This window comes from Agrobacterium sp. GD03872 (assembly GCF_029840625.1).
GTDB lineage: Bacteria > Pseudomonadota > Alphaproteobacteria > Rhizobiales > Rhizobiaceae > Agrobacterium > Agrobacterium fabrum_A.
Genome location: NZ_JAOCCY010000011.1, coordinates 90733 through 111068, shown reverse-complemented (window position 1 = coordinate 111068; position 20336 = coordinate 90733). Strand labels below are relative to the sequence as shown.

Sequence of the window (20336 nt, the reverse complement as noted above, 5' to 3'; positions counted from 1 at the left end):
ACGGCGGCCTGTCGTCCTTTCGGCCAAACCTTAAGGATCCATGGCGGGGCGTAAACAATAAAATGCCCGGCGGGAAAACGGCGGGACGACAGACAAGGCAGGGCCAGGGCGTTTTCGTCCGGCACTGATGGGGAAAGAGATGCAGGGCCTTTTTTTCGAAACCGATAACGGCGTGCGTTATGTTCTGCGCGCACTGGTTGTCCTCTTGGGTTTCTGGACGGCATGGCGCACGGGCAGATCCGTGGCCGATGGCTGGGGCGATTATACGCGGGTGGTGATCTACACGCTCGCTCTGGGGGTGGTGATGCGGTTTCTGCATCACGCGCTCTTCAACGGGCCGTTCATTAACGGCTTTTATTACGTGTTTGACGTCGTTCTTCTTCTGGTTTTTTCGAGCATCGGTTTCCGCATGCGCCGAACGAGCCAGATGGTCAATAACTACTATTGGCTCTACGACCGGACGTCGGCATTTTCCTACAAGAAGAAAGATTGACAGGCGGATTTTTCCGGCTGCACAATGCTCGTCAGAGTGGAACAGTTTCCTGTTCAGTGAAGGTGGGTACTGAACGGGTTCTTGCTATCAACCCATCCAAGGAACTGGGAGTAAAGTAATGAAGAAGTCTCTTCTTTCCGCTGTCGCGCTGACCGCCATGGTCGCGTTTGGCGGTTCGGCCTGGGCCGAGGTCGTGATCGCTGTCGGCGCACCGCTGACCGGCCCGAACGCTGCTTTCGGTGCTCAGATCCAGAAGGGTGCCGAACAGGCTGCGAAAGACATCAATGCCGCCGGCGGCATCAATGGCGAGCAGATCAAGATCGTGCTGGGCGACGACGTATCCGACCCGAAGCAGGGTATTTCGGTTGCCAACAAATTCGTCGCTGACGGCGTGAAATTCGTTGTCGGCCACTTCAACTCCGGCGTTTCCATTCCGGCCTCTGAAGTTTACGCCGAAAACGGCATTCTCGAAATCACCCCTGCCGCAACCAACCCTGTCTTCACCGAACGCGGCCTGTGGAACACCTTCCGCACCTGCGGCCGTGATGACCAGCAGGGCGGCATTGCCGGCAAGTATCTGGCCGACCACTTCAAGGACGCCAAGATCGCCATCATTCACGACAAGACCCCTTACGGTCAGGGCCTTGCCGATGAAACCAAGAAGGCGGCCAATGCCGCTGGCGTGACCGAGGTCATGTATGAAGGCGTCAATGTCGGCGACAAGGACTTCTCCGCGCTGATTTCGAAGATGAAGGAAGCCGGCGTTTCCATCATCTACTGGGGCGGCCTGCACACCGAAGCCGGCCTCATCATCCGCCAGGCGGCTGACCAGGGCCTGAAGGCCAAGCTCGTTTCGGGCGACGGTATCGTCTCGAACGAACTTGCCTCCATCGCCGGCGACGCCGTCGAAGGCACGCTCAACACCTTCGGCCCCGATCCGACCCTGCGCCCGGAAAACAAGGAACTGGTAGAGAAGTTCAAGGCCGCCGGCTTCAACCCGGAAGCCTACACCCTCTACTCCTACGCCGCGATGCAGGCGATTGCCGGTGCGGCGAAGGCCGCCGGTTCCGTGGAGCCGGAAAAGGTTGCCGAGGCCCTGAAGTCCGGCACCTTCCCGACCGCGCTCGGCGACATCTCCTTCGACGAGAAGGGCGACCCGAAGCTTCCCGGTTACGTCATGTACGAGTGGAAGAAGGGTGCGGACGGCAAGTTCACCTACGTGCAGCAGGGCAGCTAAGCCTTTCTGCGATAAACTACCGAAGCCCGGCAGCGATGCCGGGCTTTTTGTTTTGCGGTCTCGGCCACACTAGGGACAACAAGTCAGGAAATTAATCCCCTCAGAAAACTGCAATGAGGGGTAGCAATGACGATAAAACGAGGCGTGTCTCTCTTCCTTGTTCTTGCTGTATTGGCAACGGGGCTCATAGGCCTGCATCTCTTCGGCAAATCCCGAACGACGCAACTATTCGGCGAGATCATCGCAAGGGTCGAAACGGAAAGGCCGGTGGTGGCGCTGACATTCGACGATGGGCCGACGGCGGGCTTCACGCCGGAGGTTCTGGCGATCCTGAGGGAACGCGGGGTCAAGGCGACTTTCTTCCTGACGGGCAAGGAGACCGAGGAAAATCTGCCGCAGGCGCGCATGATCGTGGGCGAGGGGCATCAGATCGGCAACCATAGCTATACGCATTCCAACATGATGCTGATGGGGCCGACGCGGATCGGGCAAGAGATCGAGCGCACCGACGCGGCCATTCGCGCTGCGGGTTACGAAGGCGAGATCATGTTCCGCCCGCCCTATGGCAAGAAGCTGCTCACCTTGCCCTGGTATCTTTCCCGGCATGAGCGGAAAACCATCATGTGGGATGTCGAGCCGGAATCGTTTCCTGATGTCGCTGCGGATACGGCCGCCTTTGCAAAACACGTCATCGAGCAGACGAAGAGCGGCTCCATCATCATCATGCACGTCATGTATGGAAGCCGCGAGATATCCCGGCAGGCCCTGCCTTCGATCATCGACGGGCTGCGCCAACGCGGGTTCGAGTTTGTGACGGTTTCGCAATTGCTCGAAAACCGCTGAAGGCAGTCGCTTTGCCCCGCAGGGCGCGGTTCAGCCGATCCGCGCCAGAATAAAATCGGCGCGTTCCTGGACGCTCGATTTCGGGAGCACGTCGATATCGTAGCCAAGCGCGTCATAATCCCGCAGCAGGCGCTGGTATTCCTCCACCGCCGCATCGAAATCGTGCCGTCGCTCATCGTCGCCCCTGTAGATTTCCGGCCAGGGCGGGGTGAGGAAAACCAGCCTGTTGTAGCGGTGCGCATGGCGCAACGTCTCGATGAAGGTATCGCCGCTGACATGGCGCAGCGCGGAGGCGGCGTCGACCAGGCTGCGGTCGAAAAAGACGGGACCTTCCTGCGGTGCGTTCTGCCGGTCCTCAAGCGCCATGGCGATGGCGCGGCGGGCGAAGGCTTCAATATCGATCCACGGCAGGGCGGTGCCGCCGTTGCGGGTTTCTTCGAGGACGATGCGGCGGCCGGGTTCTTCCACGGTGGCGAAACCGCGCCGCGCGAGTTCGGCGAGCAGGGTGGACTTGCCGCCGCCGGAGCAGCCGGAAAGGATGATGAAACGGTCCATGGGATTTCTATCCTGTGAGAGGGTTCAGGTGGTTCGGACGGTAATTTTTGGGTGGTGGGTCACCGCTTGTTTCTTCTCCCCGCCGGGGAGAAGGTGGCCCGAAGGGTCGGATGAGGGGGAAACGTTGCCGGATTTCGGAGAGCTAACCCCCTCATCCCGCTGCCGCGGACTTCTCCCCCTCGGGGAGAAGAAACAAGCGGCGGAGGCTCGCCCAATAAGCGGACGTCGTGAACTCAAGCGGAAATATGTCGGGCGAACCTTACCACATCAATGGCAGTCGTCACCCCTGATGCAATATATGCGCTGCCTTCACAGCCGCCGACGCCCGGTTTTCCACCCCGAGCTTCACATAGATCTGTTCCAGATGTTTGTTCACGGTTCTCGCGGAAAGGCCGAGGATATCGCCGATATCGCGGTTGGACTTGCCTCTGGCGATCCACAGCAGCACTTCCGATTCCCGTGCGGTGAGGGAAAAATGCTCGCGCAGCAGGTGGTCGCCGGATTTCTCATTGGCGGCGGTCAGGCGGAAGAGATGTTCATCCGGACCCATGGCGCCGAGGAAGGAGAGCTGCAAAGCGGGGCGTCCGGTCTGCGTGATCGTCAGCGGTGCGTCGCGGCCGGTTTCCGAGGTTGCCCTTTCGCCGAGCCAGCGGCCAATATGGCTGGTGACGATCTCCATGCCGTCGTCGCGGCCGGTGGCGGCGTTGACGAGGCGCGTCGCCTGCGGCGTCGACCAGTGAATGGCGCCATTGGCGCGCACGGCAAGCAGGTGGCGGCCTGCGGCGTCGAGCGCGACGCGGGCGCTTTGCGCCGAGCGGGCATTGGAAAGGTGCACACGGATGCGGGCGCGCAGCTCGTCTATATTGATCGGCTTGGTCAGATAATCGACACCGCCGGATTCGAGCGCCCGCACCACATGTTCTGTTTCGGTCAGCCCGGTCATGAAGATGACGGGCACCTGCGCCACCGCCGCATTGGCCTTCAGGCGGCGGCAGGTCTCGAAACCGTCCATGACAGGCATGACGGCGTCGAGCAGGATGATATCCGGCGTGATGCGTTCGGCAATGTTGAGCGCGGCCTGGCCGGAGGTGGCGATGAGGGCGGAAAAGCCGGATTGTTCCAGCGCGTCGGTGAGGAACCCCAGTGCTTCCGGGCTGTCATCCACCAGCAATACGATGTCTCTCGGGGCTGCCGCCGCCTGACCGCTCATGCCTTGCCGTCTCCCATGTCACTATCCGCAAACCGTTTGAGAAAATGCGCGTAACCGGCCAGATCGAAGGCCTGCACATAGGTGCCGAGCTCCTGCGTGAAGGGCAGGTTTTCCGTGTCGCGAGCGAGATCGGCGAGTTTCGCCTCGATGCCGCGTATGTAACCTATTTCGCCGAGCCGCTGCAAATCCCTGATATGAATTGCGCCGGGATGCACGATCTGCGCCACGGGCGGTGGCGATGGTGCGGGCGGCATATCCGCCTCGTAGATCCATTTGAGGCCGAGATGCACGGCAAGCCTGTCGCAGAGATGACGGATATCGACAGGCTTGGCGATGGCGTCATTGTGGTTGTCTTCTCCAGCACCCGCCACGGTTCCGTCGCCGATATTGGCGGAGAGCATGATGAGCGGGGCGGTCTGGCCGGCTTCACGCAGTTTCGTCACAAGTTGCCAGCCGGTCATGCCGGGCATGGAAATATCGATGAGGAAAAGATCGGGTTTCACGCCTTCGATGAGCGTCAGGCATTCCGGCCCGCTCTGGGCGGTCAGCACCACGAAATCCAGCGGCGAGAGCACCTGCCGCATCAGCTCGCGGTGATCCTCATTGTCATCGACCACGACGATGGTGCGGTGCGGGCCGGAATAGGAGCGGATGGTCTTTTCCGCCGCCGGCGCCGTGCTTGGCCGGTGCACGGCAGAGAGCATGAGGCGCACGCGGAAAGTGGAGCCTTCATCCTTTGCGCTGGAAACGGAAATTTCACCGCCGAGCGTATTTGTGAGGAGCCTTGTGATGGTGAGGCCGAGGCCGAGGCCGGGCATGGGGCGCACGCTGTCCGCCTCGCCGCGCTGGAAGGGCTCGTAGATGCGGGCGAGGTCTTTTTCGGCAATGCCGCGGCCGGTATCGGAAACGGTGAAGCTCGCCACCTGACTGCGATAACCGACATCGAAGGTGACGGCGCCCTCATCGGTGAATTTGATGGCGTTGGAGATGAGGTTGACGAGGATCTGGCGCAGCCGCTTTTCATCGGTGCGGACATATTGCGGCAGGGCCCGCGACCGGTCGTGGCGAAATTCCAGCCCCTTGGCCTGCGCCTGCGGGCGGAACATGTCGACGATCTGGTCGAGGAAATCCTGAATATTGATCTCGTTGGAATAGACCTGCAGACGGCCGGCCTCGATCTTGGAAATATCCAGAAGCCCGTCGATCAGGCCGGACAGGTGATCGGCCGAACGGCGGATGACCTTGATGGCCGATTGCCGGGGCGGGGGAATGGTATCGTCGCGTTCGAGGATCTGGGCATAACCTAGGACGGCGTTGAGCGGCGTGCGCAGTTCATGGCTGAGACCTACGACATAACGGCTCTTGGCGCGGTTGGCGGCCTCAGCGGTTTCCTTGGCATCCTGAAGGGCGGCATCGGTTTTCTTGTGGGCGGCGATTTCCTTCAGCAGCAACGTGTTCTGCCGGGAGGATTCCTCTTCCGCCACCACCCGGCTGTCATGGGCAAGCACGAGGAACCAGCAAACGATGCCGGCGATGACGGCGAAAACGAAAAACACGATGAGGATGGTGCGGTTCACCACATCGGCCGTTTCCGGCGAGGCGGTGCCGACCTGATGGGCGATCATCGCGAGAATGCCGCCGATGGCGGTGACGGCGATCGCCGCCGCCATGCCGTAACGTCCGAGCCGGGTGGCAAGCTTCGCCACCAGCTGATCCGGCAGGAAGGATTTCGCGACGGTCGCGACCTGATAGTTGAGCTTCGCCTTCGGCTTGCACATGTCGTGGCAGCGGCTGTCCAGCGAGCAGCAGAGCGAACAGATCGGCGCGGCATAGGCGGGACACCACGCCATGTCTTCCGGCTCGAAAGGGTGCTCGCAGATGGAGCAGGTGATGCTGCTCTCCTCACGCCATTTCTGGCGCGGTTTGCGGGCGAGATAAAATTTGCCCTTCGTGCCCCAGGCAATCAGCGGCGAGGCGATGAAGGCGACGATCAGCGTCAGATAGGGGGCGAGCGATGCGGCGAGCGGTCCGAAGGCCCCGAAATGCGCCATCAGCGCGATGGTCGCCGAAAGCGCCATGGAGCCGACGCCGACGGGGTTGATATCGTAAAGATGGGCACGCTTGAATTCGATGCCGGGCGGGGCAAGGCCGAGCGGCTTGTTGATGAAGAGATCGGCCGAGATGGTGCAGAGCCACGCCATGGCGATGATGGAGAAGATGCCGAGCGTTTCTTCCAGCAGCCGGTAAATGCCGAGTTCCATCAGAAGCAGCGCGATCGCCACGTTGAAGACCAGCCAGACGACGCGGCCGGGGTGGCTGTGGGTGAGGCGGGAGAAGAAGTTCGACCATGCGAGCGAACCCGCATAGGCATTCATGACGTTGATCTTCAGCTGCGAGACGACCACGAAGGCGACCATCAGCAGCATGGCGGCGGTTTCGTTGGGGATCATGTAACCGAAGGCGGTGAGATACATCTGCGCCGGATCGGCGGCGCGATCCACCGAGACGCCGGAGCTGAAGGTGAGCACCACGAGGAAGGAGCCAGCGAGCAGCTTCGGCACGCCGACGACGACCCAGCCCGAACCCGCCAGGAAAACCGCAATACGGTGGCGCAGGCGGCTCTGGCCTTCGGCCGGCAGGAAGCGCAGGAAATCCACCTGTTCGCCGATCTGCGACATCAGCGCCAGAATGACGGCCGAGGCCGCGCCAAATTCCACGAGGTTGAAATCCGCGACCGTTCCCGGCGGGCCGGAGGCGTGGTGAATACCGGCAAAGGCGCGCCAGAGATCGTATTTTTCCCAGTCCAACAAAGCGATGAACACGAAAGGCAGGACGTTGAGGATGATCCAGAAGGGCTGGGTGATGATCTGGAAACGACTGATGAGGCGCACGCCGTGGGTGACGAGCGGAATGACCATGACGGCCGAGATGATGTAGCCGATCCACAAGGGAATGCCGAGCGCCAGTTCCAGCGCGCCGGACATGATCGACGCTTCGATGGCGAAGAGCATGAAGGTGAAGGCGGCATAGATCAGCGAGGTGATGGTGGAGCCGATATAACCGAAGCTCGCGCCGCGCGTCAGAAGATCGATGTCGACGCCGTGGCGGATGGCATAACGGCTGATCGGCAGGCCGACGGCCAGCATGGCGATGGCGGCGACGAGGATGGCGTAAAAGGCGTTGGTGGTGCCGTAGGAGAGCGTGATCGCCCCCCCGATGGCTTCCAGCGCCAGAAAGGAAATCGCGCCGATGGCGGTGTGGGAAATGCGGTTGGAGGAAAATTGCCGGGCGCTTTTGGCGGTGAAGCGCAGCGCATAATCTTCCAGCGTCTGGTTGGCGACCCAGCGGTTATATTCGCGCCTGACGGGGATGATGCGTTGCCGTGCGGCCATGCTAGGATTCCACGCCTTTCTGCGGATAGAGCACCGGACCAAAAACCGCACACGCTTTTCGGAGAAATCCTATGCTTAAACAGAAAGATAGAGCGGCGGACGGGATTCTGCTCATCGTACACGACACAAGGTTTTGTGTGTTGAAGCATCCCCCTTAACCTCATTCCTGTGCTTGTCACAGGAATCCAGCCGACGCGCGTCTGCGCGGCGAGAGAAAGTCCCCTCAGCCCAAGGACTTGGGCTGGCTGGATCTCTGTGACGAGCACAGAGATGAGGGAAGGAAAGCGCACGAGAAAACAGCGAATTTCGTCGTCGGCGCACCGGCCTCGAAGCATAGTGTTGTGTACCGTGGTGTCCGCTTTTCATCCGGCGCTCCAGTATTTCGGCACTCTCACAGTCGCACCGACATGCCGCCATCCACCGTCAGCACATGGCCGTTGACGAAGGAGGCCGCATCGCTGGCCAGAAACAGGGCAGCACCGGCGATCTCATCCGGCCGGCCCCAGCGCTCCAGCGGCACCCGCAGCCTGGCGAAGGCCACCATCTCAGGATTTTCGGCAAGGGCGGCATTGGTTTCGGTGGCGAACATGCCGGGCGCTATGGCGTTGCTGGTGATGCCGCGTGCGCCATATTCCACGGCAATCGCCCGCATCAGCCCGGTGAGCCCCTGTTTGGCGACGGGATAGATCGCATCTCCCGGCCGGACGATGTGGCCGAGAATGGAGGTGATGGTGATGATGCGGCCGTAACCATTGGCGTTCATGGCCTCCGCCGCATCCCGCGAGAGCGAGATGGAGGAGGTGAGGTCGGTGCGGATGAGTTCCAGCACGTCCTCGTCGCTGAATTCGGCAAGCGGGCGGCGGTCGCGCGCGCCGACATTGTTGACAAGGATATCGAGGCGGCCGAACTCGTCCATGATACGGCGAACAAGGGCGCTGCCAGCTGCGGTATCGGCAATATCGAAGGCGGCGTAATCGGCCTTGCCGCCAGCCTTGCGCAACGTGTCGACCGCCTGTTCCAGCGTTTCGGCATTGCGGCCGGTCAGCCACACATGCGCGCCCGCTTCGGTAAAGGCGCTGGCAATTTCAAAACCGAGGCCGCGGCCGCTGCCAGTGATGATGGCCGTGCGGTTTTCGAGAGAGAATTTCTGGAGAATGCCCATCGCTCACCTTCTTGCTTGACGTGCTGCAACTTCTTCGAGTTTGCGCATAAGAAGAATATGTCGCGCGGAGCAGGGGGCGAAAGGCCGCCCGTCCGGCCCGTCCGTTCGGTGGACACAAAAATGGCGTCGCCCGGTTCGGGGCGACGCCATTTTTTGCTTATCAGGCAGCAGCCGACTTTGCGAGCGGCACTTCCGCGATCGTCTTCAGAACGACGGAAGCGATCTGGTAGGGGCAGCCTTGAGAGTTCGGACGACGGTCTTCGAGGTAACCGCGATAGCCGTTGTTGACGAAGGAATGCGGAACGCGGATCGACGCGCCACGGTCGGCAACGCCGTAGGAGAACTTGTTCCACGGAGCGGTTTCGTGCTTGCCGGTCAGGCGCAGGTGGTTGTCCGGACCGTAAACGTCGATGTGCTCTTTCCAGTTCTTGGCGAAAGCGGCCATGAGGGCTTCGAAATAGTCCTTGCCGCCAACTTCGCGCATGAACTTGGTGGAGAAGTTGCAATGCATGCCCGAACCGTTCCAGTCGGTATCGCCGAGCGGCTTGCAGTGGAATTCGACGTCGATGCCGTACTGTTCGCAAAGACGTACCAGCAGGTAACGGGCGATCCAGATCTGGTCGGCGGCGCGCTTGGAACCCTTGCCGAATACTTGGAATTCCCACTGGCCCTTGGCCACTTCGGCGTTGATGCCTTCGTGGTTGATGCCGGCTTCGAGGCAGAGGTCGAGATGGGCTTCAACGATTTCGCGGGCGACCGAACCGACATTCTTGTAGCCGACGCCGGTGTAATAAGGACCCTGCGGAGCCGGGTAACCCTGTTCCGGGAAGCCGAGCGGACGGCCGTCCTGGTAGAAGAAATATTCCTGTTCGAAGCCGAACCATGCGTCCTCGTCGTCGAGGATGGTTGCGCGGCTGTTCGACGAATGCGGGGTGACGCCATCGGGCATCATGACTTCGCACATCACGAGTGCACCGTTGGTGCGGGCCGGGTCGGGATAGATCGCGACGGGCTTCAGCACGCAATCCGACGAATGGCCTTCGGCCTGCTGCGTGGAGGAGCCGTCAAAGCCCCAAAGCGGCAGCTGCTCGAGTGTGGGGAATTCGTCGAATTCCTTGATCTGGGTCTTGCCGCGCAGGTTGGGGACCGGCTTGTATCCGTCCAGCCAGATGTACTCGAGTTTGAACTTAGTCATTACGAACCTCTCATAGGTAACAATGCGAAGCCTTGAGGCCTCCCGTGGCTTTGGCCACCGAAGCGCATTCGCGTTCAAGGGCTGACCCCTTAGATGCATGCCGCGTGCCAGATTGGCGATATCAGGCGATTTTTTCGAAAAATCTTTCAGGGCCCCTGACGGGCAGAGGCTTGGATATCGTCCTTGTGCGGTTTCGCTGCACTGCGGCAGGCAAATTCACCCCTCATGTTTCATCATTGAATCCTGATAGATAGCCGACGTCTTCGCGGCAAAGACCCTGCTGCGATGCAATGATTTCGATTGCGCGCGAGGGATCGGCATTTGCCCCAAAAACCGGCGCTTTCGGAATGGTTTTTCTTGTAGATGAGACGATTAATGCCTATATTTTTCGCAACGTGATTTTTTTTTAATCAAACGGAGCAAATCTGATCTTTGCGGGTTAGCTCCAGACATGAAGTGCTTCGATGCAAACAAAGTGAGATGATCGAAATGGCAACTGGCATTCATCGCGAGACGGCAACGATCTATCAATTCCCGGTCGGCGGGCGTGCGGGTCTTTCGAAGTTCCGCAACAGCAGCCTCAGCGACCTCGAGCGTCAGGCCAAGGAGCCGCATATCGATTTCGGTTCGTGGTATCACGACGATGCGATCCGCGACGAAGAGCGGAACGACAAGCCGCATTCCTGATGTGGGATCTGTAAACTGCGACCGATTGCCAGATAATCGGCCTATCTATCTGTGTGTTTCCAACACCAACCGCCCACTCTGCGTCATCCTCGGGCTTGACCCGAGGATCCACTATCTGGAGGGGCCATGGATCCTCGCCTCAAGGGCGAGGATGACGTCGAATAGGTGGTGACGGTCGGGCGTGAAACCGCTTTGTATTTCAACAACTACCTTCCCTCCCCAAACCCCCCCCTGCACCTTTCGCCACCCCGCCTACGTCAATTGACGTATACGGTTTCGCTCTCACGAGATCGATAGTCCCTCCCAGCAGCGGCCGCAGATGCCGCTGAGCCTCCACGAGAGGCCAACAAGGAGAGGGGTTCTTCCGATGATATTCCGCAAGACGCTTAGTGCCGCGCTGCTTGGCGCGATCCTGTCCACTACCGCCTTCCATGGCGCTTTTGCCGCTGACGACACCATCAAGGTCGGCGTGCTGCATTCGCTGTCCGGCACCATGGCTATTTCAGAGACGACGCTGAAGGACGCCATGCTGATGCTCATCGACGAGCAGAACAAGAAGGGCGGCGTGCTCGGCAAGAAACTCGAAGCCGTGGTGGTCGATCCGGCTTCCGACTGGCCGCTCTTTGCCGAAAAGGCCCGCCAGCTGATTTCGCAGGACAAGGTCGCCGCCGTTTTCGGCTGCTGGACCTCCTCCTCGCGCAAATCCGTTCTGCCGGTCTTCGAGGAACTGAATTCGATCCTGTTCTATCCGGTTCAGTACGAGGGTGAAGAATCCTCGCGCAATATCTTCTACACGGGTGCAGCGCCAAACCAGCAGGCCATTCCGGCCGTAGACTACCTCGCCAATACCGAAGGCGTCGAGCGCTGGGTTCTGGCCGGCACGGACTATGTCTATCCGCAGACCACCAACAAGATCCTGAAGGCCTACCTGATGTCGAAGGGCGTCAAGGAAGAGGACATCATGATCAACTACACGCCGTTCGGTCATTCCGACTGGCAGACGATCGTATCAGACATCAAGAAATTCGGCTCGGCCGGCAAGAAGACCGCCGTGGTTTCCACCATCAACGGCGACGCCAACGTGCCTTTCTACAAGGAACTGGCGAACCAGGGCATCAAGGCCGAGGATATCCCGGTCGTCGCCTTCTCGGTCGGCGAAGAAGAACTTGCTGGTCTCGATACCGCACCGCTGGTCGGCCACCTTGCCGCCTGGAACTACTTCCAGTCCGTCGATGCGCCTGTTAATGCCGAATTCATCAAGACCTGGCATGCCTTTACCAAGAACGACAAGCGCGTGACCAACGACCCGATGGAAGCCGCCTATATCGGCTTCAACGCCTGGGTAAAGGCCGTCGAATCCGCCGGCACGACGGATACGGACAAGGTTCTGGACAGCATCATCGGCGTTTCCGTGCCGAACCTTTCGGGCGGCTACTCCACCGTCATGCCGAACCACCACATCACCAAGCCGGTGCTGATCGGTGAAATTCAGGCCGACGGCCAGTTTGAGATCGTGCAGCAGACGCCGCAGGTCGTGGGTGACGAATGGTCGGATTATCTGCCGGATTCGAAGGATCTGATCTCGGACTGGCGGAAGCCGATGTCTTGCGGCAACTTCAATGTGGCCAGTGGGAAGTGCGGCGGCAAGGGTAGCTGATTAGCGAGGTGGGTGCCGCTCCCGTTGTTGGGGGTGGTTTTCTCATTGAAAACTGAACAAGCATGCCCCCCTCTGCCCTGCCGGGCATCTCCCCCACAGGTGGGGAGATCGACTCGTGGCGAGGCCTCGCATTTCTCGTTTGTCGAGATAGAGCGATGCGGGTGCGTCTTGCCGATCTCCCCCCTTGTGGGGGAGATGCCCGGCAGGGCAGAGGGGGGTGAGCGGCATACTCAAGTGGCATTACCCACAAACGCCCCGTCGTAAAACGCCCAAGGAACCCGACATGACGATCCGATCTTTTCTCGGAGCCATATTCCTCTGGCTCACCCTGGGGATCGCGACCCAATCCTTCGCGCAAAGCGAGCCGAAGGCGCTGATCGACCAGCTCGGCACGGCGGATTTCAAGCAGGCCGAAGTGCTGATCGGGCAGATTGCCGCCACGGGCGATGCGCGTGTCGTGCCGGCGCTCGAGGCTTTTGCGGCGGGCGATCTTTACGTGCGCAAGGCCGACAATCTGGTGTTCATGACGAAGCCTGCCGGTTCCAATTTTACGCTGATCGACCCGCTGACGGGCGAAAGTGCGGGTGAAGCGCCGAAGGCGGCTGTCAGCAAGATCAAGGTCAACAATAATCTGCGCCGGGTCATCCGCGCCGCACTCGGCGGCCTGACCTTGCTCAGCCCGGAAAAATCCGTGCGGCTTTCCGCGGCAGACGCCGTTCTGAAAGCGCCGAGCGCCGAAAATCTCGAATTGCTGGAAGCGGCCATCGCCAAGGAGGCCGATACTGAGGTGCGGACCCGGATGGAGGAGGCACGGGCTGTCTCGCTGCTCTCCTCCGAACGGTCGCTCGAAGAGAAGAGGCAAGCAATCGCCACCATCAAGAGCCTTGGCGGGCGCGATGCCATCGGCATTCTGATGGCGGCCTCATCGTCGGTGGATCAGAGCCTGAAGCCGGATATCGACAGCGCCATATCGAGCATCGAAAGCTCCCTTGCCTTCTGGGATTATGCGCAGAATGTCTGGTACGGCCTGTCGCTCGGTTCCGTGCTTTTGCTTGCCGCCATTGGCCTTGCCATCACCTTCGGTGTGATGGGCATCATCAACATGGCGCATGGCGAGATGGTGATGATCGGCGCCTATTCCACCTTCATGGTGCAGGAGGTGATCCGCACGCATTTCCCCGGCCTGTTCGACTGGTCGCTCGCCATCGCTCTGCCCGCCGCCTTTCTGGTGACGGCCTTCGTCGGCCTCGTGATGGAGCGCGGCGTCATTCGTTTTCTTTACGGGCGGCCGCTCGAAACGCTTCTCGCCACCTGGGGCATTTCGCTCATCCTGCAACAGGGCGTGCGCTCCATCTTCGGCCCCACCAATCGTGAGGTCGGCAGCCCGAGCTGGATGTCCGGCTCCTTCAGCGTCGGTTATCTCAATTTCACCTGGAACCGGGTGTGGATCGTCTGCTTCTCGCTTTCGGTGTTCTTCGCGCTGCTGGTTCTCCTGAAGCGCTCGGCCTTTGGCCTGCAGATGCGGGCCGTGACGCAGAACCGCCGCATGGCCTCTTCCATGGGCATCCGCACGCCATGGGTGGATGCTTTCACCTTCGCGCTCGGCTCCGGGGTCGCCGGCCTTGCCGGCGTGGCGCTGTCGCAGATTGACAATGTCTCGCCCAATCTCGGCCAGAGCTACATCATCGACAGCTTCATGGTGGTGGTGTTCGGCGGCGTCGGCAATCTCTGGGGAACTTTGGTCGGCGCCCTGTCGCTTGGCGTGCTCAACAAGTTCCTCGAGCCGACGGTCGGCGCTGTGCTCGGCAAGATCCTCGTGCTCGTTCTCATCATCCTGTTCATCCAGAAGCGGCCGCGCGGTCTCTTCGCACTCAAGGGAAGGGCGATCGAAGCATGATTACCGGCTTCCTCCTGCGCGCGCTCGACCGCCGCATCTCCATCGCCATCGGCATCATTCTGGCCATTGCCGTGCTGGTGCCGGCCTCCAACCTGCTTTTGCCTGATGACAGCGCATTCCGCATCCCGACCTATATCATGTCGATGCTGGGCAAATATCTGGCCTATGCGCTGCTGGCGCTCGCGCTCGATCTCGTCTGGGGTTATTGCGGCATTCTCTCGCTCGGCCATGCCGCCTTCTTCGCGCTCGGCGGTTATGCCATGGGCATGTATCTGATGCGGCAGATCGGCACGCGCGGAGTTTATGGCCATCCGGTGCTGCCTGATTTCATGGTGTTCCTCAACTGGAAGGAACTGCCGTGGTTCTGGCAGGGCTTCGACATGTTCTGGTTTGCGGCGCTGATGGTGCTTGTCGTGCCGGGGCTGCTGGCCTTCGTGTTCGGCTGGTTCGCCTTCCGCTCGCGCGTCAACGGCGTTTATCTCTCCATCATCACCCAGGCCATGACCTACGCCCTGCTGCTCGCCTTCTTCCGCAACGACATGGGTTTCGGCGGCAATAATGGCCTCACCGATTTCAAGGATATTCTCGGCTTCTCGGTGCAGGCGGATGGTACGCGCGCTGTGCTGTTCGCCATGACGGCGGTGATGCTGGCGCTTTCGCTGCTGATCGCATCGGGCATCGTCAATTCCAAATTCGGCAAGGTGCTGGTGGGCGTGCGCGATGCCGAAAGCCGGGTGCGGTTCCTTGGGTTTAGGGTGGAAAACATCAAGCTCTTCACCTTTGTCGTGTCTGCCATGATGGCGGGTATTGCCGGGGCGCTGTTCGTGCCGCAGGTGGGCATCATCAATCCCGGCGAATTCTCTCCCGCCAACTCCATCGAAGTGGTGGTGTGGACGGCGGTGGGCGGGCGCGGCACGCTGATCGGGCCGATTATAGGCGCTGTCCTGGTCAATGGCGGCAAGAGCTATTTCACCGGCGCTTTCCCCGAATTCTGGCTGTTTGCGCTGGGCGGGCTGTTCATCGCGGTGACGCTGTTCTTCCCCAAGGGCATCGTCGGCACGCTGCAACACTATCTGGCCCGGCGGCGCGAAAAGCGGGTCACGCTTGCGGCAGGCGACGCCCAGCCGGGCAATGACAGCGGCCCGACAGTGGCGCAACAGGCGGCGGAGTGAGGCGGACATGAACACGATTTCCGAAAACAGAACGAAAAGCCTGCTTTATCTCGACGGCGTCTCGGTGTCCTTCGATGGTTTCAGGGCGCTCAATTCCCTCTCCTTCGTGGTGGAGCCCGGCGAGCTGCGCGCCATTATCGGCCCGAACGGTGCGGGCAAGACGACGATGATGGACATCATCACCGGCAAGACAAGGCCGGATACGGGCACGGTCCTGTTCGAAGACAGCATCGACCTCACCAAAAAGGACGAGGCGGATATCGCCCAGCTCGGCATCGGGCGGAAGTTCCAGAAACCGACGGTGTTTGAAAGCCATACCGTCTGGGACAATCTGGAACTGGCGCTCAATCGCAAGCGCGGCGTCTTCGCGACGCTGTTTTACCGGCTGACGGAGGAAGACAAGGCCCGCATCGAGGAAATCCTCGCCACCGTGCGCCTCGGCCACCGCCGCGGCGATCTCGCCGCCAACCTCTCGCACGGCCAGAAACAATGGCTGGAAATCGGCATGCTCTTGGCGCAGGAGCCGAAGCTCTTGCTGGTGGACGAGCCGGTGGCCGGCATGACGGATGCGGAAACCGCCGAAACCGCCGTGCTTTTGAAGGAAATCGCCAAGACCCGTTCGGTGGTGGTGGTGGAACACGACATGGGTTTCATCCGCGAACTGGGGGTGAAGGTGACGTGCCTTGCCGAAGGCTCGGTGCTGGCTGAGGGATCGATCGATTTTGTGTCGAACGATCCGAAGGTGATCGAGAATTATCTGGGGCGGTGATGGTGCGGCGTATTACACCAACACTTGGGCGTTTGCCGCTGTGGATCCTCGGGTCAGGCCCGAGGATGACGTCAGTGCGTATGGTATCGCCTGTGCCCCATTCGCTGCCGTCATCCTCGGGCTTGACCCGAGGATCCACATCCAAACCCTCAGCCGAACTCCTCATAAAGATCACGCCAACTCGGATTAAAATCTTCAATCAGCTTTATCTTCCAGTCGCGATACCAGCGTTTCAACGATTTTTCCCGCTGGATCGCGGTGCCGATGCTCATATGCTCCTCATACCAGACGAGCTTCGTACACCCATATCGGCTGGTAAATCCCTTCGTCAGTCCTTCGCGGTGCTCGTAAACTCGCTGCTCGAGATTCGACGTCACGCCGATATAAAGCGTTCCGTGTCTGCCGCTTGCGACGATGTAGACGAAGCCGGCCACGGTGTGTTCCTGGAAGTGGATCCTCGGGTCAAGCCCGAGGATGACGGGTGGGCGGAGGTGACGTCTGGAGATTATTCCGGCAATGTTACAAGAAATTTTCGCTCGATTGTGACCCCTTCAGTACGGCAAAATTGCGCGCCGAAATCCGCATTTGGCAATGTCGCCTCCCGTCCGTTCCACCTCCACGTCATCCTCGGGCTTGACCCGAGGATCCACGCGCCCATCAAGCTTTTTCAGACAAGGTAGCACCATGCTGAACGTCGACAACATCAACCTCCATTACGGCGCGGCGCAGGCCCTGCGCGGCGTTTCGCTGACGGCGGAGATGGGCAGGATCACCTGTGTCCTCGGCCGCAACGGGGTGGGCAAAAGCTCGCTGCTGCGGGCCGTTACCGGCCAGCACGCCATCAGTGGCGGGACGATCAGCTTTGAAGGGGCAGCGCTGGATGGGCTGGCGCCTTACCACCGGGCCAAGCGCGGCGTCGGCTACGTGCCGCAGGGGCGGGAAATCTTTCCGCTGCTCAGCGTGCAGGAGAATCTCGAAAGCGGTTATGCGCCGCTGCCGCGCAAGGAACGGTTCATTCCCGACGATATTTTCAGCCTGTTTCCGGTGCTGCAATCCATGCTGTCGCGGCGCGGCGGCGATCTCTCCGGCGGCCAGCAGCAGCAGCTCGCCATTGGCCGGGCTTTGGTGACGCGGCCGAAGATCCTTGTTCTCGACGAGCCGACCGAGGGCATTCAGCCGTCGATCATCAAGGATATCGGCCGGGCGATCAAATATCTGCGCGATTCCACTGGCATGGCGATCCTGCTGGTCGAGCAATATCTGGATTTCTGCCGCGAGCTTGCCGATTACGTCTACATCATGGACCGCGGTGAAATCGTGCATCAGGGGCTGGCCGAAACGCTGGATACGCCGGAAGCGCGGCGTCACCTGACAGTATAAATCGAGACTAAAACCCCTGTGCGCCGATCACGGCGTGCAAACGGCCGATTAATATTTTGAAAGCCTATGCGTCTCGACATGGCTTTCATGCGTAATTTTAGCATTTCATTGAATAATTGCCTGTGATATTGGCAGCGCAAATGCTGCATGCGAGACACAGGAAAAGTCTATTCGCACGCCGCGACAGTTGATCCCTTACATTCCACGCACGTCCGACGTATCGTCGGGGAAACCGTGCCCAATAAAGGCGTGTCAATGAATCAAGACTTTGCCATTGGCCGGGCCGCCCGGCTGTTCCGCTCCGCCCGCACCCTGTTTCTGGGTCTTGCGATGTGCGCGAGCGCCAGTGTCGCAGCGTCGGCATCGACCTGCGGTCAGTTGCCCGGACCCGGCATGGAACCGGGCAGGCATGATTTTTCCATTCTCTCCAACGGTGAAAAACGCGACGGCGTCTATTTTGTTCCCTCGGCCTATGACGGAAAAAAGCCGCTGCCTGTCGTGTTCGATTTCCATGGCTCCAACAGCAATCCGCACGGTCAGCTGAACCGCAGCGGCTGGGACAAGCTGGCCGAGCGCGACGGTCTCATGGTCGTGGCGCTGGCCGGCAGCCTGAATGGCGAATTGCCCGGCACCCATGCCTGGAATGTTCCCGGTGTTACCAAGCGTCCGGGCGGGCTGGACGAGGTCGGCTTCATTCGCGATGCCATCACCATGGTGAAGGGCAAGTTCTGCGTGGATGAGGAGCGTTTTTACGGTTCCGGTTATTCCGGCGGCGGGCGCATGCTGTCGCAATTCATCTGCAATGGCAGCGCGGATTTCACCGCTGCCGGTTTCGTCGCCTCGCTGCGCGCGGGTTATCCGCTGGAGACCGAGGGCAAATGGGCACCGGATGCGGCAAGCTGCACGCCGGCGCGGCCGATGTCGATCATCGCCTTTGCCGGGTTGAAGGATCCCGCTAACCCCTATCAGGGCGGCGGCAAGTCCTATTGGCAATATGGCGGCGAGACGGCGCTGAAGCGCTGGGCCGAGATGGACGGCTGCAAGGGCGCTGCCAAAAGCAAGGTGGGCGAAAGTTTCACGGTCAATTCCTATGATGTCTGCAAGGCCGGCGCACGCATTCAGTCCTATGTCATCAACGACTGGGACCACGCCTGGCCGCGCGCCACCATGAAGGCGGAAGTGCTGGCGGCGAGCGCCGTCGTTACCCGCAAGCCGGGCGGCGAGCAGACGCCGAAGGCCGAACCGGCCGTGGAGCGTAAGATGCCCACAGGCGAAGTGACGCGCACGGTTGATGCGGCCGAAAGAATGTGGGATTTCTTCCGCAATACGGAAGGGCAGCTGGTCGTGGATGCCGTCGTCAAGAAGGATTGCGGCGCAAAGGCCTCTTCCGCTTCCGCAACCGCTTCGGAGACCGCGTGCAGCAGCAACAGCAAGCCATCGGCCCTTCCGGTCGCCAAGACGCTCAACCTGTCCGGCAGCAGCGCGCCCGTGGCAGAGGACGCATTGTAACCAAGGCGGTTGCAGGGCGCAGCCGGCTGGACGAGCTGTTCCAGGAAGGCTGCGCCAAAATCCGCCTGCCGGAAACCTTTTCCAATGAGGCCGAGGCCATTCTCATCAATTCCTCCGGCGGTCTGACCGGCGGGGACGAAATCGAATGGCAGGCGGTTGCCGGCGCCGGCACCTCGCTCGTGGTGACCACACAGGCCTGCGAAAAGGTCTACAAGGCATCCTCCGGCACCGCCGCTGTCACCGCCCGCGTTTCCGCCGGGCCGGGTGCGAAGCTGCACTGGCTGCCGCAGGAAACCATCCTCTTCGACCGGGCGTCACTGACCCGGCGGCTGGAAGCCGATCTCGATCAATCCTCCGAATTCATCGCCGTCGAAGCCGTGCTCCTCGGCCGTCAGGCCATGGGCGAGGCGATGGCGCATGGTCTCTTTCGTGACCGATGGCGTATTCGCCATGGCGGCAGGCTGGTGCATGCGGAGGAGCTTCTGCTTGAGGGCGAGGTGGCGGCGCTGACGGCGAAACCGGCGGTTCTGGCCGGTCAGGTGGCCTTTGCCACGCTGCTTTATATCGGGCCGCTGGCCGAGGCGCTCCTGCCTAAAATCCGGGCTATTGCCGGAGAAAGCGGCGGCGCCAGCGAATGGCAGGGCAAGCTTGTGGTTCGTGTCTCCGCCGAAGATGGTTTCTCCTTGAGAAAATTACTTTTTCCGATCATTTCGCTCTTGCGAAACGGTGCGCCAGTGCCGAAAGTCTGGAATCTGTAAACCCCTAAGGTTGCCCCGCGACAGGCGTCCTTCGGTGTCTGTCAACACGTCGGATCTGCCTGCCGCAACCGTGCTTTTGCGGGGCAGGCGCCAAGCTGCGGGACCACGATGAACCTTAGCCCAAGAGAAAAAGACAAGCTGCTGATTTCCATGGCCGCCATGGTGGCGCGCCGCCGGCTGGAACGCGGCGTGAAGCTCAACTATCCCGAAGCGATTGCGCTGATTACCGATTTCGTGGTCGAAGGCGCCCGCGACGGTCGCGCCGTTTCCGAGCTGATGGAAGCCGGCGCGCATGTCATTTCCCGCGATCAGGTGATGGAAGGCATCGCCGAGATGATCCATGATGTGCAGGTGGAAGCGACCTTTCCCGATGGCACCAAACTGGTGACCGTTCACGAACCGATCCGCTGAGGGGGTGAC

General features: G+C 60.6%; 18 protein-coding genes. 12 read left to right on the top strand and 6 right to left on the bottom strand.

All coding sequences use genetic code 11. The features are described from left to right. The first annotated feature begins 139 nt into the window (after positions 1-139). The 3 genes from N5D22_RS20320 to N5D22_RS20310 all read left to right on the top strand — a co-directional run bounded on the left by N5D22_RS20320 (position 140) and on the right by N5D22_RS20310 (position 2573). Complete coding sequence (locus tag N5D22_RS20320; protein WP_279657449.1) at positions 140-493, top strand: DUF6867 family protein; 354 nt, start codon at positions 140-142, stop codon at positions 491-493. 118 nt (positions 494-611) lie between these two features. After that, positions 612-1730 carry a branched-chain amino acid ABC transporter substrate-binding protein gene (locus tag N5D22_RS20315; RefSeq protein WP_279657450.1) on the top strand — a complete coding sequence of 373 codons (1119 nt, stop codon included), beginning with the start codon at positions 612-614 and terminating at the stop codon, positions 1728-1730. Positions 1731-1856: 126 nt separating this feature from the next. After that, entirely contained in the window at positions 1857-2573 is a 717-nt protein-coding gene (locus N5D22_RS20310) for a polysaccharide deacetylase family protein (protein ID WP_279657451.1), read from the top strand. 30 nt (positions 2574-2603) lie between these two features. Here the strand turns inward: N5D22_RS20310 and N5D22_RS20305 are convergent, their stop codons facing one another. From N5D22_RS20305 to N5D22_RS20285, 5 genes are all read right to left on the bottom strand, one after another. Continuing rightward, a complete protein-coding gene (locus tag N5D22_RS20305) occupies positions 2604-3128 on the bottom strand; it encodes an AAA family ATPase (protein WP_279657452.1) in 525 nt (174 codons plus the stop codon). Positions 3129-3408: 280 nt separating this feature from the next. Continuing rightward, positions 3409-4338 (bottom strand): response regulator, encoded by a 930-nt coding sequence (locus N5D22_RS20300; protein WP_279657453.1) that lies wholly within the window; start codon positions 4336-4338, stop codon positions 3409-3411. Then, on the bottom strand, positions 4335-7730 hold the full coding sequence (locus N5D22_RS20295) for an ATP-binding protein (protein ID WP_279657454.1): 3396 nt from the start codon (positions 7728-7730) through the stop codon (positions 4335-4337). Before N5D22_RS20295 ends, N5D22_RS20300 begins: the two co-directional genes overlap by 4 nt. A gap of 391 nt (positions 7731-8121) precedes the next feature. Beyond that, positions 8122-8892, bottom strand: a complete 771-nt coding sequence (locus N5D22_RS20290) for an SDR family oxidoreductase (RefSeq protein WP_279657455.1) — start codon at positions 8890-8892, stop codon at positions 8122-8124. 160 nt (positions 8893-9052) lie between these two features. Then, the gene (locus tag N5D22_RS20285; RefSeq protein WP_279657456.1) at positions 9053-10087 is read right to left on the bottom strand and encodes a glutamine synthetase beta-grasp domain-containing protein; all 1035 of its coding nucleotides are present in this window, start codon (positions 10085-10087) and stop codon (positions 9053-9055) included. A gap of 480 nt (positions 10088-10567) precedes the next feature. On the opposite strand from N5D22_RS20285, the gene N5D22_RS20280 reads away from it, so the two are divergent. From N5D22_RS20280 to urtD, 5 genes are all read left to right on the top strand, one after another. Further along, positions 10568-10774: a DUF2735 domain-containing protein gene (locus N5D22_RS20280; RefSeq protein WP_279657457.1), complete on the top strand. Its 207-nt coding sequence runs from the start codon at positions 10568-10570 to the stop codon at positions 10772-10774. A 367-nt stretch (positions 10775-11141) separates the two neighbouring features. Beyond that, positions 11142-12431, top strand: coding sequence for an urea ABC transporter substrate-binding protein (gene urtA / locus N5D22_RS20275; RefSeq protein ID WP_035219970.1), 1290 nt, complete (start codon positions 11142-11144; stop codon positions 12429-12431). Between the two features lie 283 nt (positions 12432-12714). Continuing rightward, complete coding sequence (gene urtB / locus N5D22_RS20270; RefSeq protein WP_279657458.1) at positions 12715-14328, top strand: urea ABC transporter permease subunit UrtB; 1614 nt, start codon at positions 12715-12717, stop codon at positions 14326-14328. Then, positions 14325-15500, top strand: a complete 1176-nt coding sequence (gene urtC, locus N5D22_RS20265; RefSeq protein WP_279657459.1) for an urea ABC transporter permease subunit UrtC — start codon at positions 14325-14327, stop codon at positions 15498-15500. Before urtB ends, urtC begins: the two co-directional genes overlap by 4 nt. A 7-nt stretch (positions 15501-15507) precedes the next feature. Then, positions 15508-16269, top strand: coding sequence for an urea ABC transporter ATP-binding protein UrtD (urtD, locus tag N5D22_RS20260; RefSeq protein WP_020808761.1), 762 nt, complete (start codon positions 15508-15510; stop codon positions 16267-16269). A gap of 149 nt (positions 16270-16418) precedes the next feature. Here the strand turns inward: urtD and N5D22_RS20255 are convergent, their stop codons facing one another. After that, the gene (locus tag N5D22_RS20255; protein ID WP_059754500.1) at positions 16419-16703 is read right to left on the bottom strand and encodes a GIY-YIG nuclease family protein; all 285 of its coding nucleotides are present in this window, start codon (positions 16701-16703) and stop codon (positions 16419-16421) included. A gap of 250 nt (positions 16704-16953) precedes the next feature. Here N5D22_RS20255 and urtE point away from each other — a divergent pair, with 250 nt between their 5' ends. The 4 genes from urtE (at position 16954) to N5D22_RS20235 (ending at position 20327) form a co-directional block, all read left to right on the top strand. Then, positions 16954-17649, top strand: a complete 696-nt coding sequence (urtE, locus tag N5D22_RS20250; RefSeq protein ID WP_279657460.1) for an urea ABC transporter ATP-binding subunit UrtE — start codon at positions 16954-16956, stop codon at positions 17647-17649. A 255-nt stretch (positions 17650-17904) separates the two neighbouring features. Continuing rightward, positions 17905-19158: a PHB depolymerase family esterase gene (locus tag N5D22_RS20245; RefSeq protein WP_279657461.1), complete on the top strand. Its 1254-nt coding sequence runs from the start codon at positions 17905-17907 to the stop codon at positions 19156-19158. Next, positions 19065-19916 (top strand): urease accessory protein UreD, encoded by an 852-nt coding sequence (locus N5D22_RS20240; RefSeq protein ID WP_279657462.1) that lies wholly within the window; start codon positions 19065-19067, stop codon positions 19914-19916. The genes N5D22_RS20245 and N5D22_RS20240 overlap by 94 nt, the downstream gene beginning before the upstream one ends. A 108-nt stretch (positions 19917-20024) precedes the next feature. Next, complete coding sequence (locus N5D22_RS20235; RefSeq protein ID WP_279657463.1) at positions 20025-20327, top strand: urease subunit gamma; 303 nt, start codon at positions 20025-20027, stop codon at positions 20325-20327. The last annotated feature ends 9 nt before the right edge of the window (positions 20328-20336 follow it).